Below are 14,894 nucleotides of genomic sequence, written 5' to 3'. Positions count from 1 at the left end.
GCGGCGGCATGGTCGTAGTACTCGACAGGCAGCCGGCGCGACTCGGATCGAGTCGCGCCGGCTGTTGTCACTGACGGCTGGAGTGCTGACGGATCAGCAGTTGTACCAGCCGCTCCAGTTCGGGTTCCAGGTGTTGCAGTAGCGGCTGTCGGTCCCGACGACCTTGATGGTCAGCGGCGAGTCGTCCGCGAGCCACACGCCGTTGATGGCGGTGCCGTTGCCGGCGACCGGTGCCCAGCCGCTCCAGGACGAGTCGCCCGCCCAGCGCTGCCAGATGTTGTAGATGTTGTTCGACGAGGTGGTCCCGACGACGAACGTCTGCCAGCGGCCGTCGCTCCACAGAACGTCCAGGATGTTGGTGCCGTAGCAGACGGCGCCGGTGTAGGCGCCGCGGGTGATCGACACCCCGGAGCAGCTGACGAGGGGTACCCGGCTCTCGCCGTTGGCCCCGGCAACAGTGATCTTGGTTGCGACCACCCGGATCGACGACGGCGGTGCCGCTCGATCCGCGGTGGCGGCGGCCGGTCCGGCGAACACGAGGACGAGTCCGGCGACCGCGGCACAGAGACCTGCGATGCGGCGTGCGTTTACCTTCACGATTTTCCCTCCCGTGAATTGGAAATCGATACGCCCACCTTCGCCCATTTAATTTGCATGCGTCAATGTAAATAAGGTGGATTTAACCCACTGTTCAGTACTGACACCAGGTGTTCCGGGACACCTGGACTTACAGGCGGGCGCCCGCGTCGGCCGTTGACCGGCCACAGGAAATTCGAGCCGGGATCGGCGAAGTCGAACCCGTTGCCGCCATTGCGCCTCGACGTGCTGCGGCCGATCCGGCGGCCCCGCCACCGTTCACACGGGGACGGTGCGGGCAGGGTCGTCGAGGAAGGTCCACTGCCCGCCGGTGACGGTGTCGACGGCCACGCCGAACCGGGTGTACTCGGGTTCGCCTGCCTCGGCCCACCACGCGTGCGCCGACACCACCTCGTCCCAGAGCCGGCGGGTCCCCGCCTGGCGGACCGTGCCGTCGTAGGGGTCGACCGCAGCCCAGGCGTCCGGAGCCAGGAACCACAACTGCTCGAGGTAGCCGGTGTCGTCGTTGATGTCCATGGTCATGCGCATGTCCGGGATGAGCAGGCCGACGGCGGTACGGGCGTGCCCCGACACCACCTCCGGGGCGTCGAGATCGGTACTGCCGACGGTGGCGAGCTCGTCGAAGTCGTCGGGCTCGCCACCGATCACCCGGTCCTGGCTGCGCAGAGTCATGAACCCGGCGGTACCGACGAACCTCCCCGCCGCCGTACGGCTGCCGTCGACGGAGAGCTTGAGCAGCAGCCCGGCCGAGGCGGTCTCCCACGGGGCGACGATCAATCCGCCGGGTCTGGTCTGCTCGACCCAGGCCCGCGGGACGCTGCGGACGGAGCAGGTCGCCTCGACGCGGTCATAGGGCGCGTTCGGCTTGTAGCCCTGCTCGCCGTCACCGGTGACCACCAGGGGCGAGCGCCCGGCCCGGCGCAGATTCTCCCGCGCCCGCGCGGCTACCGGGGCGTCGATCTCGATGCTGGTCGTGTTGCCGTCGCCGATGCGTCGGGCGACCAGGCCGGCGTTCCAGCCGGTACCGGTGCCGATCTCCAGGAAGGACTGCCCATGCCGGAGATCGCAGTGACCGAGCATGGCGAACACCATGCTCGGTTTGGAACTCGACGAGGTGGCTCGACCGCCTTCGTGCTGGGTGACGAACGCCGCGTCGGAGTAGACACCGGCCAGCCAATCGGATTCGGCGACAGCGCGGTTGACCGGGATCGAATCCGCGCCGTTGTCTTCGACCACCCAGCCGACGTCGGGGACGAATAACTCCCGGGGGACCTCATCGAACGCCGCTCGCCACTCTGGAGGGAGCTGGTCGCCGAGCACGGCCGCCAGCTCCTGTCGCGTGCTCACCTACTTACCCCGCTTTCCCTTGCCCGCGTCCGGGTCCACCCACTTGTTCGGGTCGACCTGGTCCTTGCTCTTCCCGCCGTCAACCTGCTGGTTGGGATTGTTCTGGTCATTCGGTTTTTCGTGCTTGGCCATCGCTCGCCGTTTCCCTTCACTGTAGGACCGGAGGATGTGCCAGGTCGGATCTGGCTTCGTGCCGCTGCCTGCTTCAGGATTTGCCAGCGGGTGCCTTGACCGACACCAGCATTGCATTGACATAAAGCTATGCGGCGATGTTCCGCGGCGCGGCGTCTTTGTGGGCGACATTCCGGCGTCATCAGGGGCGTCATTTAGGCGACATCGAGCGTATGGTGATTGCCATGACAGTGACGCCGAACTCGACGCTGAGAGCTGTCCGTATGGGCATGCTGATGAGTCAGGACGACTTCGCCAAAGCCATCCGGGCTGTCGGCGACAGTGCCGGCCAGCCCAACGATGCCAACAAGCGCCTCGTCCAACGCTGGGAAGCCGGACTGATCGTCAGCCCGCGCCCGACGTACGCTCGCGCACTCGAGGCCGTCACCGGGCTTCCGCTCGCATCGCTGGGATTCACCGTCCCGGTTCCCGGCTCGGATCTGACCGACGGCGACGCGACCGTTGCGCCGGTCGCCAACGGCGCGGCTCTCACCGCTGGTTCGACCGGCACGCACCGCAACTACTCCGGCGTGTGGCTGTCCCGCTACGAGTACCAGTCCAGCGGACGCGGAGGAATCTTCACCGGCCTGCACCATGTGGTGATCCTCCAGCACGGCGACCGGCTCACCGTCCGATCCCTGCCGAACGGCTCCTCGAATCCGAACTCGCCACTGACCATGGACCTGACCGTGGACGGCAGTGTCGTCACCGGAACATGGGTGGAGCAGACAGCGGCCGAGGGCTACTACCGCGGCGCTCGCTATCACGGCGCGATCCAGATGCTCGCCGAGCCGACCGGTCGGCGTATCGCCGGTAGGTGGGTCGGCTTCGGCAAGGAGATGGATGTCAACACAGGGCCCTGGGAGCTCGTCTTCTACGACGCCTCCACCAGCAAGGCCACCCTGAACAGCTACAACCGCCCACCGGAAGCCTGAAGCTCAGGTCCCTGCGGCGGAGGCGAGCCAACGCCGCCAGCTCACGTACCTGACGCGCTGCTCCGGGTGCCGGGCGACGTGGAGGATGAACTGCGCGCGTAACCGCACCACCGGATCGTCGGCATCCGACAGGGCCTCGATCCGGTCGGTGAACTGTTCGTCCGCGACGTGTCGGACCAGGCGGGCGAAGAGCCAGTCCTTGCAGCGGTAGGTCCGCTGGAGCGCTGCGATGATCAGGTCGACGATCTGCGGCCGGATCTCCTCAGGCACACCGTCGTCGGCGAGCCGCCCGAGAATCCCCTCCTTCGCTCCCCATCACGACCACCTGTTCGATTCGCGCGCTCCCCACTCGTCCGGGTGCTCCATCTCCCACCGCAGGTAGAGCGCGACATAGGGGGCGTACGGCAGCGGGTATGCGGGGCCGGTCCAGCGGTCGAAGAACGCGTCGTGCGCGCCGAAGATCGTCTGGCCCTCGTGCCAGCGGCGATCGGCCCGGGCCTGGTCCATCTCGGCGGCGAGGTGCGGCTCGGCGGGTGCCGGGGTGCCGGCTTGCGCCCAGACCCGGTTCGACCAATGCAGCGCCTCCGCCGCCGCGGCGAGCAGCGCCTGGTGCCGGGCGAGCGCACGGCGGCGTACGGCCTCGTCGGGCGAGATGAGGTCGTAGGTCCACAGGTAGCTCTCCGGCGGCATCTCGAACACACCGGCAGACTGCCATCCCGGGCGCCGTTCGACGACACCATTTCCGTGCTTGGGGCACCCTGTCGGCGACCACACCAGCCGCCGTCATGAGGAAAATCAATTTTTTGGCGTTGCAATATTGAGAAACTCAAGCTACAAATTAACTATGAGCACCGCGATGCAGGCAAGGAGCCGAGAGTGGACTGGCAGGAGCTGACGGATCTGACGCGGGGGCGGCCGTTCGTCGTCGAGCGGGTCCGCCTCACCGGCAGCGGTGTCGCGGTCGAGGGGCAGTTCGAGCCGCCGCAGCTGGCCCAGCTCAGCGGCGACGACCAGGTCTTCGTCGCCGCGTTCGTCCGGTCGCACGGTTCGATCAAGGAGATGGAGCGGATCTTCGGGGTGAGCTACCCGACGATCAAGGCCCGGCTCAACCGGATCGGCGAGCAGCTGGACTTCGTCGAGACCGACCCGGCGCCCACCGGCGGCGATGTCGTCGAGCGCCTGCGGCGGGGGGAGATCAGCGTCGAGGAGGCGCTGGCCGAGTTGGAGCGGTCGCGATGATGCCGCAGCTGGTGACCTACCGCCAGCGCCGCCGCGACGGCCGCTGGCTGCGGCTGCACGTCCCGGTGATTCCGGTCGTGCTGCTGCTGTCCCCGCTGCTGCTGATCGTCGTGCTGGCCGGGCTGGTCGCCTGCCTCGTCTTCCGGATCAGTCCGGTGGGCGCGCTGCGGGGCGCGGGGCGCTGCTGTGCGCGCTGCCCGGCGCCCGGTTCGAGATCGACGACGGCCAGACGGCCGTGCTGGTGAGCGTCAGATGAGCAGAGAGGGAGTGCAACGACCATGAGCGAGCAGCGGCGCCAGGTCCTGGAGATGCTGGCGGCGGGCAAAATCACCGCAGCTGAGGCGGAGCGGCTGATCAGCGCCCTCGAACGGGAACAGCCCGTGTCGCCGGCGGGAGCGGCGTCGCGCCCGAAGCCCCGGCCCAAGTACCTGCGGGTGGTGGTGAACTCGGAGGACAACCCCGGCGGCGACGGACCGGTCCGGGTCAACATCCGGGTCCCGCTCCAACTGCTGCGCGCCGGGGTGCGGCTCACCAGCCTCGTCCCACCGCAGGCGCTCACCCAGATCAACGCCCAGCTGACCAGGTCCGGGGTCCCGATCGACATCACCCAGCTCAAGCCGCAGCACATCGAGGAGCTCATCGAGCACCTCGACGAGCTCACCGTCGACGTCGACGACCCCGGCACCAAGGTGCAGGTGTTCTGCGAATGAGCACCGATCGGTCCGCCTGGGCCGGCATGGTGCCGGTCGACGACACCGCGCTCTACGTGACCGACACCGGTGGCCCCGGGCGGCCCGTGGTCTACCTCAACGGCGCCTACGCCGACCAGTCGCACTGGAAGCGCGTCATCGCCGATCTGGGCAGCGGCTTCCGGCACATCGCCTACGACGAGCGCGCCCGCGGCCGGTCGAAACGGTCGGCGGACTACTCGTTCGAGGGCAGCATCCGCGGCCTGGACGCGGTGCTGCGGGCCAGGGGCGTGGACCGGCCGCTGCTGGTGGGCTGGTCCTACGGCGGCATCCTGGCCTGGCACTGGGCCGACCGGCACCCGGACCGGGTCCAAGCGGCGGTGATCGTGGACGCCTTCCCGGTCGGGGTGACCGGCGCGGCGGGCCAGGAGCAGATCCGCAAGCTGTTCCGCCGGATGCGGTTCTTCTTCCCGGTCGCCGCCCGCCTGGGCCTGGCCGCGCGGATGACCGCCGCCCAGCACGCCGACGTCAACATCGAGCTCAACGAGATCGCCGCCGCCAGCGTGCCGGTCCTGGAGCGGCTGACCTGCCCGGTGCGGTTCGTCCTGGCCACCGGCGACAGCCTCGGGTCCAAGGGCGGGGAGATGGACCAGGGGCGGGCCACTCTCGAGCCGGTGCTCGCCCGCAACCCGAACCTGACGGTGAGCGCCAGGGTCGCGAGCAACCACAGCAAGATCCTGCGCCACGACTCCCCCGCCGTCGCCCGGACCGTCCGCGAGGTCGCAGCCGAGGTCTCGCTCTGACGGAGGAGGCCCGATGTCAGGGTGTCAGGCAGAAGGGGTGGCCGGCCGGGTCCAGGAGCACCCGCCAGCGTCCGTCGCCGGGCTGACGGTCCGGTCTGGCCGCGCCGAGTTCCAGCGCCAGCGCTTCCATCGCATCGAGGTCGTCGGCGCGGAAATCCAGATGGAGCTGCTGCGGCACGTCCTGACCCGGCCACTGCGGGGGCCGGTATCCGGCAACCCGCTGGAACCCCAGGTCACAGCCGGAGCCGTCCGTCAGGGCGACGAATTCATCCGAACTGAACAGCTCGCTCATCCCGGTCAGCGCACCGTAGAAGCCCGCCAGTGACTGCGGGTCGGCACAGTCCAGGGTCACCCCTCGGAGTTTGGCGCCTGGCACTGGTCGCTCCTTCGTGTCCGCGCGGCTGTCTCCGTGAGCGGCCGCTGCGCGCGATCACCGGCCCACGGCCACACCGTACGCACCACATCCACCGCTGGGGTAGCGGTTTACCGCTACCCCAGCGTCCGCGTTCCGGGACGCGGTGTTCAGAGGCGGGCGCCCGCGTCGGCACCGTTGGCCGGCCACAGGAAGTTCGAGCCGGGAATCGACCCGCTCGCCGTCCGGGCACCGGTGATCGTCGCGGCGTTGGTGCTGGTGAACGACGCGTCGTTCCAGGTGCCGCCGAGGTCCCACGAGTTGCCGCTGCCCGAGGAGTTCGACCCCAGCGACACCGCCGTCCCGTTGCCCGCCGACACGTTCCTGGTCAGGGTGGCGTCCGCGTCGGCGAAGTCGAACCCGTTGCCGCCGTTGCGCCACGACGTGCTGCGCTCGATCACCATCGCACCGGGGTTGGCGTTGTCGATGAACCCGCCGGCCGAGTTGCTCCACGCCATGCTGTTGCGTACGACGTGCGCTGCGGGCAGGTCGACATCGCCGCCGCCGAGCTTGAAGCCGTTGCCGTCGCCGGTGTAGTCGGGGATGTTCCACCGGTTGTAGCCGTTGCCGTAGGCGACGCTCGACTCGATGACGACCGGCGACAGGAACTCCCACGCGTCGAAGCCGTCGTCGGAGTTGTTCCACAGGCGGGCACCGCGCACGACGTTGCCGGTGCCGGAGCCCTCCTTGATGGCGAGCCCGTCGGCGCTCTCGCCGTTCTTGCGAGGGTCGCGGTTGCCGTAGCTGTCGAGGTTGAGGATCTGGTTGTTGCCCGACGCGCCCTGCAGGTGCAGGCCGCTCTCGTAGTTGTCCCGGGTGGTCAGCCGGTCGAAGACGTTGTAGCTGGTGTCGACGCCGAAGATCCCGTAGGCGCCGTGCACGATCTCCAGGCCGATCAGGCGCCAGTACTCGCCCTCGATGTGGATCGCTCCCCGGTCGGCGCGCGGGATGCTGCTGTCGACGGCCCCGGGGGTGTAGGGCAGGTTCTCCCCGTCGAGGACGACCTTCTCCCCGTTGTACGCGGTGATGGTGATCGGGGAGGCTGCGGTGCCGCTCTTGAGGAGCTGGATGTTCGTGGCGAGCAGGTAGGTTCCCCCGCGTACCTGGATGGTGGTTCCGGGTTGGGCGAGCGTGACCGCCCGGTGGACGGTGGCGAGCGGCGCGGCGATGGTCCCCGGGTTGGCGTCGTTGCCGTTGACCGCGACGTAGAGCCCGGCCGCGGGCGGCGACTGGCTCGGCAGCGACGAGGGCGACGCGGACGGCGAGGCCGGTGGGGACACCGACGTGGAGGCCGACGGCGACGGGGTGGTGCCGCCGGTGGTGACGATCACGTCGTCGAAGGACCCGGTGGCGCGGAACGTCTGGACGCCGATGCGGCCGGTCGCCGACTGGCTGGAGCCGGAACCTGCGGCGACGCCGTTGACGAAGCCGCGGATCGTGCCGCCGGACGCCTCCAGGCGCAGTGTGTACCAGGTGCCGGTGGTGACGGTGAGCGGCAGCGAGCCGAGGACGGTGACGGCGCCGCTGCGGACGGCCTGGAGTTCGGCGCGGCCGGTGTTGCGCAGCACGAGCCGGTCGAAGGAGGTGGAGCCGGACGAGCGGGCGACCAGGCCGAGGAAGCGGTCGGCGCCGTCGAAGCCGAGCGGTTTGACGCGGGCTTCGACGGTGTAGTCGGTCCAGGTCGTGGTGCCGGCGAAGAGCCGGGCGAGGTCGCTGTCGACCTTGGACTGGCGCAGCGCCGGGGTGCCGTCGGTGACGACGGACCAGGTGCCGCCGGACTGGGACCAGCCGCTGGAGTTGCCGTCGTTGAAATCGTCGCTGAACAGGGTCGCCGCGGTGGCGCTGGTGCCGAAGGCGAGGACGGCCGTGGCGGCGGCCGCGAGGCAGGCCGCCAGGGCGGCGGCGAGGGGAGCGGTTCGGGGCATCGGGAACCTCCGTGGGGACGGATATCGACGCCAGCCTACGGAAAGCGCTTTCCGCAGAGCAAGGGCTGAGGCATGCAGTTTTGTTGCAGTCAATACCGCCCCGTGTTGACCCCGACGGGTTGACGACAGGCACCCGGCGCCTGCGGAATCGTGGCGGCCATGACTTCCACGAATCGCCGCAGTGCGTTCAAAGTCCTCGGAGTCGCCGCGGCCGGGGCCACGGCAGGCGCGCTCGTCGGAGCCGCACCGGCTCTCGCCGACACCGCCTCCGGCACCATCGAGGTGGACAGCCAGGCACCCACGGGCGACGACGCCAAGCTCGCCGCCGCGATGGCCGCCGCCGCGGCATCGCCCCTGAAGCCGACCATCGTCTTCTCCGCGCGCACCTACACGCTGAACAACACCTACACCTACTTCCCGGGGATGCGCTGGTCCGGGCCGCTCGGCGGCACCGAGAACGAGTTCGGCAACACCTGCGTCGTCAAGGTCAACGGCGCCTACCTCTTCGCCTCGACCGCGGTGCGGGACACCTCGATCCGGGGGATCTGCTTCCAGGGCACCGGCGGCAACGACTTCCACCAGCAGACCGCCGACCTCGGCGGCGGGCCGCTGCACCAGGACGGCAAGTGGCGCGAGGTCGGCTTCAAGGCGTTCCGCTCGGTGATGCAGTCACGGCACCTGCGGTGCTCGATCGAGAAGATGTACTGCAACAACGGCACCGGCACCCAGTTCAAGCTGGGCGGCTCGGACAACTACTACTTCGTCGAGGGCAGCTCCTACATCAGCTCGCCGGTGCTGCCCGCGTCGGCGTACTACTTCCACTTCACGCACATGAGCGAGTCCAGGTTCGGCGAGATCTACATCACGACCGAAACCGCCACGGGGGTACGCGTCGACGGGTCCTACGGCGACCTTCAGTTCCTCGGTACGAAGTTCGACTGCACCGGGCGTACCGGTGCCGACAACTGCCAGGGCGCCCAGATCATCATCACCGGCGGTCAGGGCGTGCACCTGGACCGGTGCTGGTTCTACGGCGGCATGACCAACCCGGCGGCGACCGGCCGCAGCGGTGTCGACAACGGACTGATCTCCATCACCGGCGGCACCGAGCACCTGGTCACGTCGCCGAAGTTCGGATTCGGCCCCTACGGCCCGCCGGCCGGGACGAAGCTGGTCGCCTCCACCGTGCCGACCGAGGTCACCCACCCGCAGGCCATCAGCTTCGGCGGCGCCGCGGTCACCAGGACCGGCGCGTTCAAGGGCGGCTCGGTCTACCTCACCACCGGCGCTCCCGGGTGGACGGTGGTGCCGTAACGGGGCTACGCGGGCGACAGCCGGCGCCGCAGCCAGCCGGTGACGAACTCGTCGAAGCCCGGGGCGCGCTCGCCCGTGCCGAGCCGGACGGCATGGTCGGCCCCGGGGAAGACGACCGTCGTGAAGTCGGGATGGCCGGTCGACGACAGGATCCGCTCCACCGCGCGGACGCTGTCGTCGACCGGGACCAGGACGTCGTCCCCGCCGAAGACCAGCAGCAGCGGGCACCGCAACCGCGCCAGCACCGGCTCCGGGTCGTGGCCGGCGATCCGGGCGAGGAAGGCTATCGACGCCGGGGTGGTGCCGGCGAGCAGCGGGTACCACCCCTCGCCCTGCCAGCGGACCTGGTGGGCGTGCACGGCCGCCGGGTCGGCACCGGGACGCAGCTGCGCGGCGAGCAGCGCCAGTGCGGTCTCGACGGTGTCGGCGCCGAAGCCGTACGCCGGCAGCTGGTGGCGCAGGCGGTACTCCTCCTGGGCGGCCACTCCCACACCGGGGCCGGAGACGGTGACGACGGCGGCGATCCCCTGGTCCGCGGCGGCGGCCAACTGGGCCACCCAGCCGCCCTGGCTGCCGCCGATCAGCGCCACCGGGGCACCGGCCACCGCGGGGTGGCCGCGCAGTGCCCGCACGGCGGCGACCGTCTCCCGGGCCCGGTCGTCGAGGCTCTGCGTCGTCCAGTCGCCGGTCGAGGCACCGGAGCCGGGCTTGTCGTAGGCGAGGCTGGCGAGCCCCGCCGCGGCGAGCCGGACCGGCCAGTCCCCCAGGTCGCGGCCGCCCGGTCCGGAGCCCTCCACGAAGACGACCCCGGGGTGCGGGCCGGGCCAGGGCGGGGTGACGACATCGCCGACGAGGCGGTTGCCCGCACCGGTGAACGCGAGCTCCGCCTTCCCCGGTTGGAAGATCACGAGCCGAGCGGGGTGTGCTCCGGCGGCACGGTCTCGTCGGGGCGGACGGGGCCGGGCGGCGTACCGTCGCCGAACGGGCGCCCGCCCAGCGCTTCGCGCCCGTGCGGCGTGAGCCACCCCGACAGGTCCGGTCCGAGCGGCACGATGCCGGTCGGGTTGATGTCCCGGTGCACCTCGTAGTAGTGCCGCTTGATGTGGTCGAAGTCGACGGTGTCGCCGAACCCGGGCGTCATGAATAGGTCCCGCGCGTACGCCCACAGCACCGGCATCTCGGTGAGCTTGCTCCGGTTGCACTTGAAGTGCCCGTGGTAGACGGCGTCGAACCGGACCAGGGTCGTGAACAGCCGGATGTCGGCCTCGGTGATCGTGTCCCCCACCAGGTACCGCTGCCCGGCCAGCCGCGCCGACAGCTCGTCGAGCCGGGCGAACAGCCGCCGGTAGGACGCGTCGTAGGCCCGCTGCGACCCGGCGAACCCGCACTTGTAGACACCGTTGTTGACATCGGTGAAGACGCCCTTGTTGACCTCGTCGATCTCGGCCCGCAGCGCCTGCGGGTAGAGGTCGGGCGCACCGGGGCGGTGGTGGGCGCGCCACTGCGTCGACAGGTCGATCGTCATCGGGGCGTAGTCGTTGGTGACGACCTGGCCGGTGGTGGTGTCGACGATCGCGGGCACCGTGATGCCGCGCTCGTAGCCGGGGAACCGGGCGAAGTAGGCGTCCTGGATCCGCTCGATGCCGAGCACCGGGTCGACGCCGCCGGGGTCCAGGTCGAAGGTCCAGCTCCGCTTGTCGTGGGTGGGGCCGGTGATGCCCATCGACAGCGCGTCCTCCAGGCCCAGCAGCCGCCGCACGATGACGGCGCGGCTCGCCCAGGGGCAGGCGCGGCTGACGACCAGGCGGTAGCGGCCGGGCTCGACCGGATAGCCGTCGCGGCCGTCCTCGGTGATGCGGGTGGCGATGTAGCGCTGGTCGCGGCTGAACTCACCGCCCGGGTTGACGTAGCTGCCCTGGCTGTCGGCCTCGCTCGTCTCTGCCATGCCACCCATCCTGCCCCACCCGGAGCGCCTCTGCCCACGCCAGGGCTCACGCGAGATCGCGCTGCTTCCGGGAGACAAGCCTCTCACCAGGTACGGGAGGGGACTCTTTCCCGGAAACAACGTGGTCAGCGCCGAGGCGCACGCAGCGGGCGAGCTACGCGGCGGGGGCGTTGCGCTTCGCGGCGAGGCGCTGGGCGTTGGGCCAGCGGACGTCGTGCGCCCAGCCGAGCTTCTCGAAGACCCAGATCAGCCGCGCCGACGGGTCGATCTGGCCGCGCAGCACGCCGTGGCGGGCGCCGGTCGGGTCGGCGTGGTGCGAGTTGTGCCAGCTCTCGCCGAACGACATGATCGCCAGCGGCCAGAAGTTGGTGGCCTTGTCCTTGCTGGCGAAGGGGCGCTCGCCGAAGACGTGGCAGACCGAGTTGACGGCCCAGGTGACGTGGTGCAGCAGCGCCATGCGGACCAGGCCCGCCCAGAAGAACGCGGTCAGCGCGCCGACCCAGCTCCAGGTGATGAGGCCGCCGAGGACCGCGGGGCCGAGCAGTGACACGGCGACCAGCGGCCCGAAGAGCCGCCCGACGACCCGCATGTCACGGTCGGCGAGCAGGTCGGGGGCGAAGCGGGACCGGTTGCTCAGCTCGCGGCGCAGCATCCAGCCGATGTGGGCGTAGCCGAGGCCCTTGAGCACGGCCAGGACGCTGGTGCCGTAGCGCCACGGGGAGTGCGGGTCGCCCTCGCGGTCGGAGAAGGCGTGGTGGCGGCGGTGGTTGGCGACCCACTGGGTGGGTGAGCCCTGCACCGCGAGGGACCCGGCGACGGCGAGGCCGATGCGCAGGGCCCGGTTGGCCTTGAACGAGCCGTGGGTGAGGTAGCGGTGGAAACCGGCGGTGACGCCGAACCCGGAGAGCAGGTAGATGCCGACCGCGATGAGGATGTCCACGAGCGCGAGGCCCCAGCCCCAGGCGAGCGGGATCGCGGCCAGCAGTGCGACGAAGGGCAGCACGACGAAGAGCCACATGGTGACCGCCGCTGCACCTCCCTGCCGGGCGTCCAGGAGCGGCTTGGGGCCGCTGAGCTGGTCGGGCATCGTGGTCACAGCGTTCATGTGGCTCCCGCCGGGTGGGTGTTGCCGGTGCGGGCCTGCCTGTGGCCCGGCACGAGGCTACACGCCGCGCGTGGATATCACCCTGGAACCGCCACGGACGGACCCCTCAGGCCGTACGCGGGCCGAAGGCGCGCCGCAGCAGCAGGTACATCTCGCAGCCGAGGCAGAACCCGAACGCGGCGTTGAGGAAGGCGGCGATCAGCGCGAACGCCGCCGCGACGAACCCGACGACGGGGACGCCGGACAGGAAACCGGCGGCGGCGACGGCCGCGAAGACGAACCCGACGCCCTGGGCGAACCGGACCGGCTCGGACGGCTCGAACTCGGTCGCCTTGGCGAGCCGCGGCGCGACGAGCTTGCGGTAGAGCACGCCGTAGAGCATGGTGCGGGCGCTGATCGCGCCGGCGAGGAAGACGACGGCCTGCGCGGCGGCGAGCCAGCCGCTGCCGGTGAGCAGGATGGCGATGAGGACGACGGTGGTGACGGTGGCCGCGAAGCGCGGGCCGCGAACGTCAAGCTGCATGGAAGGACTCTCTGCGTCAGAGGTCTGCGCTGGGGTGGGGGGAGCGACCGGGCCCGCAGGGCCCGCTGGGACGAGTGAGCGAAGGTGTCAGGCGCAGCGAGGGCGACACAGGCACGACGAGACGCGGCAGTAGTCCACCGCTCGGCGCTTCGTCAGGTTCACGGTCATCAGGCTACGGCCGCGTCCGCGTCCGGCGCCAGTACGGTGCCGATGGCGACCACGAGTTGAGACCTGGTGGGCAGGCCGCTGGCGCGCAGCCGCTCGCGGCCCTGGCCGTCGATGAGCAGCAGGGTCGGGGTCTTCCAGATGTCGAGCTCGCGGACCTCGGCGAGGTGGCTCTCGGCGTCGACCTCGACGTGGGCGACGCCGGGGATCGCCGCGGCGACGTCGGTGCACAGCGCCCGGGTGGCGCGGCACGGCGCGCAGAAGGCGCTGGAGAACTGGACGAGGGTGACCGGGGTGCCGGGCACGAGGCCGAGCCGCTGCCAGACGTCGGGCCAGGCCGGTGCGGCGTCGACCGACGATTCGGTGAGGACGGCGGGGCCGTCGGCGACGGGCAGGGAGTCCGCCGCGCGTGTGCTGCGGAAGGTGCCGTTGCGGCGTTGCCACACCACACCGGCGACGGAGGCGACGGCGAGCGCGGCGATGACGGTGAGGAGGCCGGGGAGCACCCGTCTACGGTAACGCGGGCTGCGGCACGGGGTGCCGGTGCAGGAGGGTGAGGCACGCCGCGGAGACGAGGCAGCAGACCGCGACGCCGGCCATCACCAGGCCGTAGTGCCCGAGGGTGGCGACGGCTGCGGCGGCGACCGGCGTACCGGCCTTGACCAGCTCCAACGGGAGTTGCAGGGTGCCGGTGAGGGTGCCGAAGGCGGCGGTGCCGTAGCGCTCGGTGAGCAGCGCCGGGCGGGTCAGGGTGGAGACGCCGAACCCGAGTCCGAACAGGGCGACGCAGGTCACCGCACCCCAGGTGCTGCCGCCGACGGCGGGCATCGCGGCGATCGCGACCGCCTGCAGGGCGAAGACGGCGGCGGCGACGAGCGCGGTCGGCATACGCCGCCGGAACCCGGTGGTGACGATCCGCCCGGTGACCGAGAGCACCCCGAGGAGCCCGGCGATCGCGGCGGCGAAAGCAGCCGGGTGACCCACGGAGATCAGGAAACTGACCAGGTGGATCGGGACGACGGTGATCGCCACCCCGTTGGCCATGAACGCCGCCGCGAGCAGCCAGAACGCCGGGTCCCGGCGGGCGTCGGCGACGATCCGGGCCCGCTGCTGCGCGGTGACGGGGACGGTGGTCGGGTGGTGTCCGGCGCCGCGCGGCACGACGAGCAGGTGCAGCGGCAGCGTCACCGCGAGCAGCACCACGGCGAGCAGCAGCAGGGCGCGGCGCCAGCCGAACTCCTCGGTCAGCCAGCCGGTGAGCGGGGTGAAGACGGAGGTGGCCAGCCCGGCGACGATCGTCACCGCGAGCAGGGCGCTCGCGTGCCGTTCGGTCGGCAGGTGCCGGACCAGCACCGCGAACGCCGGTCCGTAGAGCGTCATCGCCGACGCGAGGCCGATGAGCGCGAAGACGGCGTACAACTCGGGGATCGAATCGACGCGCGACCAGGCGGCGACCGCGGCGAACGCGATCAGCGCGCCCGCGGTCATCAGCGTGCGGCCGCCGCGGTGGTCCAGCCATTTCCCGACGGGTACGGCGACCGCGGCCATCACCAGCGTCGAGACGGTGACGGCGCCGGTGACCGCGGCCGGGCTGGTGTGCAGGTCGGCGGTGATCGGGGTGAGGAAGACCGCGAAGGCGTAGAAGAGCACGCCGTAGCCGACGGTGGACGAGATCGCGAGCGCGGCGACGAGGCCCCACCGGCTGCGCAACATGATCGTCAGTG

20 protein-coding genes are annotated in these 14,894 nt (G+C 70.7%); 6 read left to right on the top strand and 14 right to left on the bottom strand.

The window, feature by feature from the left end:
- Positions 1-93: 93 nt before the first annotated feature.
- The 3 genes from F4553_RS01960 to F4553_RS41655 all read right to left on the bottom strand — a co-directional run bounded on the left by F4553_RS01960 (position 94) and on the right by F4553_RS41655 (position 2,076).
- A complete protein-coding gene (locus F4553_RS01960; RefSeq protein WP_184831283.1) occupies positions 94-597 on the bottom strand; it encodes a PLL family lectin in 504 nt (167 codons plus the stop codon).
- A gap of 258 nt (positions 598-855) precedes the next feature.
- On the bottom strand, positions 856-1,944 hold the full coding sequence (locus F4553_RS01955; protein ID WP_184831281.1) for a methyltransferase domain-containing protein: 1,089 nt from the start codon (positions 1,942-1,944) through the stop codon (positions 856-858).
- Positions 1,945-2,076: a hypothetical protein gene (locus F4553_RS41655; RefSeq protein ID WP_281394929.1), complete on the bottom strand. Its 132-nt coding sequence runs from the start codon at positions 2,074-2,076 to the stop codon at positions 1,945-1,947.
- Between the two features lie 212 nt (positions 2,077-2,288).
- Here F4553_RS41655 and F4553_RS01950 point away from each other — a divergent pair, with 212 nt between their 5' ends.
- Positions 2,289-3,050 carry a helix-turn-helix domain-containing protein gene (locus F4553_RS01950; RefSeq protein ID WP_184833124.1) on the top strand — a complete coding sequence of 254 codons (762 nt, stop codon included), beginning with the start codon at positions 2,289-2,291 and terminating at the stop codon, positions 3,048-3,050.
- 3 nt (positions 3,051-3,053) lie between these two features.
- Here F4553_RS01950 and F4553_RS40545 read toward each other — a convergent pair whose 3' ends face one another.
- Together F4553_RS40545 and F4553_RS40540 are read right to left on the bottom strand one after the other, a co-directional pair.
- On the bottom strand, positions 3,054-3,320 hold the full coding sequence (locus tag F4553_RS40545; protein ID WP_184831279.1) for a hypothetical protein: 267 nt from the start codon (positions 3,318-3,320) through the stop codon (positions 3,054-3,056).
- Between the two features lie 45 nt (positions 3,321-3,365).
- Positions 3,366-3,749 (bottom strand): hypothetical protein, encoded by a 384-nt coding sequence (locus tag F4553_RS40540; RefSeq protein WP_184831277.1) that lies wholly within the window; start codon positions 3,747-3,749, stop codon positions 3,366-3,368.
- Between the two features lie 177 nt (positions 3,750-3,926).
- On the opposite strand from F4553_RS40540, the gene F4553_RS01935 reads away from it, so the two are divergent.
- Genes F4553_RS01935 through F4553_RS01920 form a run of 4 tightly spaced genes read left to right on the top strand, consistent with a single transcriptional unit; the run spans position 3,927 to position 5,781 of the window.
- Positions 3,927-4,289 (top strand): DUF2089 domain-containing protein, encoded by a 363-nt coding sequence (locus F4553_RS01935; RefSeq protein WP_184831275.1) that lies wholly within the window; start codon positions 3,927-3,929, stop codon positions 4,287-4,289.
- Positions 4,286-4,534, top strand: coding sequence for a hypothetical protein (locus F4553_RS01930; protein WP_246465802.1), 249 nt, complete (start codon positions 4,286-4,288; stop codon positions 4,532-4,534). Before F4553_RS01935 ends, F4553_RS01930 begins: the two co-directional genes overlap by 4 nt.
- Before the next feature lie 33 nt (positions 4,535-4,567).
- On the top strand, positions 4,568-4,999 hold the full coding sequence (locus F4553_RS01925) for an SHOCT-like domain-containing protein (RefSeq protein ID WP_184831274.1): 432 nt from the start codon (positions 4,568-4,570) through the stop codon (positions 4,997-4,999).
- Complete coding sequence (locus tag F4553_RS01920; protein ID WP_221469655.1) at positions 4,996-5,781, top strand: alpha/beta fold hydrolase; 786 nt, start codon at positions 4,996-4,998, stop codon at positions 5,779-5,781. Before F4553_RS01925 ends, F4553_RS01920 begins: the two co-directional genes overlap by 4 nt.
- Before the next feature lie 16 nt (positions 5,782-5,797).
- Here the strand turns inward: F4553_RS01920 and F4553_RS01915 are convergent, their stop codons facing one another.
- A complete protein-coding gene (locus tag F4553_RS01915; protein ID WP_184831272.1) occupies positions 5,798-6,157 on the bottom strand; it encodes a VOC family protein in 360 nt (119 codons plus the stop codon).
- A gap of 146 nt (positions 6,158-6,303) precedes the next feature.
- Positions 6,304-8,118, bottom strand: coding sequence for a right-handed parallel beta-helix repeat-containing protein (locus F4553_RS01910; RefSeq protein ID WP_184831270.1), 1,815 nt, complete (start codon positions 8,116-8,118; stop codon positions 6,304-6,306).
- Between the two features lie 159 nt (positions 8,119-8,277).
- Between F4553_RS01910 and F4553_RS01905 the strand changes: the two genes are divergently transcribed.
- A complete protein-coding gene (locus tag F4553_RS01905) occupies positions 8,278-9,432 on the top strand; it encodes a hypothetical protein (protein WP_184831267.1) in 1,155 nt (384 codons plus the stop codon).
- 5 nt (positions 9,433-9,437) lie between these two features.
- Here the strand turns inward: F4553_RS01905 and F4553_RS01900 are convergent, their stop codons facing one another.
- The 7 genes from F4553_RS01900 to F4553_RS01875 form a co-directional block, all read right to left on the bottom strand.
- On the bottom strand, positions 9,438-10,340 hold the full coding sequence (locus tag F4553_RS01900) for an alpha/beta hydrolase family protein (protein WP_184831265.1): 903 nt from the start codon (positions 10,338-10,340) through the stop codon (positions 9,438-9,440).
- The gene (locus F4553_RS01895) at positions 10,337-11,377 is read right to left on the bottom strand and encodes a glutathione S-transferase family protein (protein ID WP_246465801.1); all 1,041 of its coding nucleotides are present in this window, start codon (positions 11,375-11,377) and stop codon (positions 10,337-10,339) included. The genes F4553_RS01900 and F4553_RS01895 overlap by 4 nt, the downstream gene beginning before the upstream one ends.
- A gap of 154 nt (positions 11,378-11,531) precedes the next feature.
- The gene (locus F4553_RS01890; RefSeq protein ID WP_184831261.1) at positions 11,532-12,482 is read right to left on the bottom strand and encodes an acyl-CoA desaturase; all 951 of its coding nucleotides are present in this window, start codon (positions 12,480-12,482) and stop codon (positions 11,532-11,534) included.
- A gap of 106 nt (positions 12,483-12,588) precedes the next feature.
- Positions 12,589-13,005: a DUF4395 domain-containing protein gene (locus F4553_RS01885; protein WP_184831259.1), complete on the bottom strand. Its 417-nt coding sequence runs from the start codon at positions 13,003-13,005 to the stop codon at positions 12,589-12,591.
- 87 nt (positions 13,006-13,092) lie between these two features.
- Positions 13,093-13,173: a putative leader peptide gene (locus F4553_RS42800; RefSeq protein ID WP_376776186.1), complete on the bottom strand. Its 81-nt coding sequence runs from the start codon at positions 13,171-13,173 to the stop codon at positions 13,093-13,095.
- Complete coding sequence (locus tag F4553_RS01880; protein ID WP_184831257.1) at positions 13,173-13,676, bottom strand: TlpA family protein disulfide reductase; 504 nt, start codon at positions 13,674-13,676, stop codon at positions 13,173-13,175. The genes F4553_RS42800 and F4553_RS01880 overlap by 1 nt, the downstream gene beginning before the upstream one ends.
- A 4-nt stretch (positions 13,677-13,680) precedes the next feature.
- Complete coding sequence (locus F4553_RS01875) at positions 13,681-14,883, bottom strand: MFS transporter (RefSeq protein WP_184831255.1); 1,203 nt, start codon at positions 14,881-14,883, stop codon at positions 13,681-13,683.
- Positions 14,884-14,894 lie beyond the last annotated feature (11 nt).

Origin of the sequence: Allocatelliglobosispora scoriae, assembly GCF_014204945.1 — a bacterium.
Classification (GTDB): domain Bacteria; phylum Actinomycetota; class Actinomycetes; order Mycobacteriales; family Micromonosporaceae; genus Allocatelliglobosispora; species Allocatelliglobosispora scoriae.
The sequence above is the reverse complement of the archived record's forward strand: the minus strand, read 5'-3'. Positions and strand labels throughout refer to the sequence as shown.

Excerpts from the sequence above, each read along its gene's own strand:
- F4553_RS01910 (WP_184831270.1), bottom strand. The coding sequence starts at position 8,118 with ATGCCCCGAACCGCTCCCCTCGCCGCCGCCCTGGCGGCCTGCCTCGCG.
- F4553_RS01925 (WP_184831274.1), top strand. The coding sequence starts at position 4,568 with ATGAGCGAGCAGCGGCGCCAGGTCCTGGAGATGCTGGCGGCGGGCAAA.
- F4553_RS01905 (WP_184831267.1), top strand. The coding sequence starts at position 8,278 with ATGACTTCCACGAATCGCCGCAGTGCGTTCAAAGTCCTCGGAGTCGCC.
- F4553_RS01895 (WP_246465801.1), bottom strand. The coding sequence starts at position 11,377 with ATGGCAGAGACGAGCGAGGCCGACAGCCAGGGCAGCTACGTCAACCCG.
- F4553_RS41655 (WP_281394929.1), bottom strand. The coding sequence starts at position 2,076 with ATGGCCAAGCACGAAAAACCGAATGACCAGAACAATCCCAACCAGCAG.
- F4553_RS01930 (WP_246465802.1), top strand. The coding sequence starts at position 4,286 with ATGATGCCGCAGCTGGTGACCTACCGCCAGCGCCGCCGCGACGGCCGC.
- F4553_RS01885 (WP_184831259.1), bottom strand. The coding sequence starts at position 13,005 with ATGCAGCTTGACGTTCGCGGCCCGCGCTTCGCGGCCACCGTCACCACC.
- F4553_RS01950 (WP_184833124.1), top strand. The coding sequence starts at position 2,289 with ATGGTGATTGCCATGACAGTGACGCCGAACTCGACGCTGAGAGCTGTC.
- F4553_RS42800 (WP_376776186.1), bottom strand. The coding sequence starts at position 13,173 with ATGACCGTGAACCTGACGAAGCGCCGAGCGGTGGACTACTGCCGCGTC.
- F4553_RS01875 (WP_184831255.1), bottom strand. The coding sequence starts at position 14,883 with ATGTTGCGCAGCCGGTGGGGCCTCGTCGCCGCGCTCGCGATCTCGTCC.
- F4553_RS01920 (WP_221469655.1), top strand. The coding sequence starts at position 4,996 with ATGAGCACCGATCGGTCCGCCTGGGCCGGCATGGTGCCGGTCGACGAC.
- F4553_RS01890 (WP_184831261.1), bottom strand. The coding sequence starts at position 12,482 with ATGAACGCTGTGACCACGATGCCCGACCAGCTCAGCGGCCCCAAGCCG.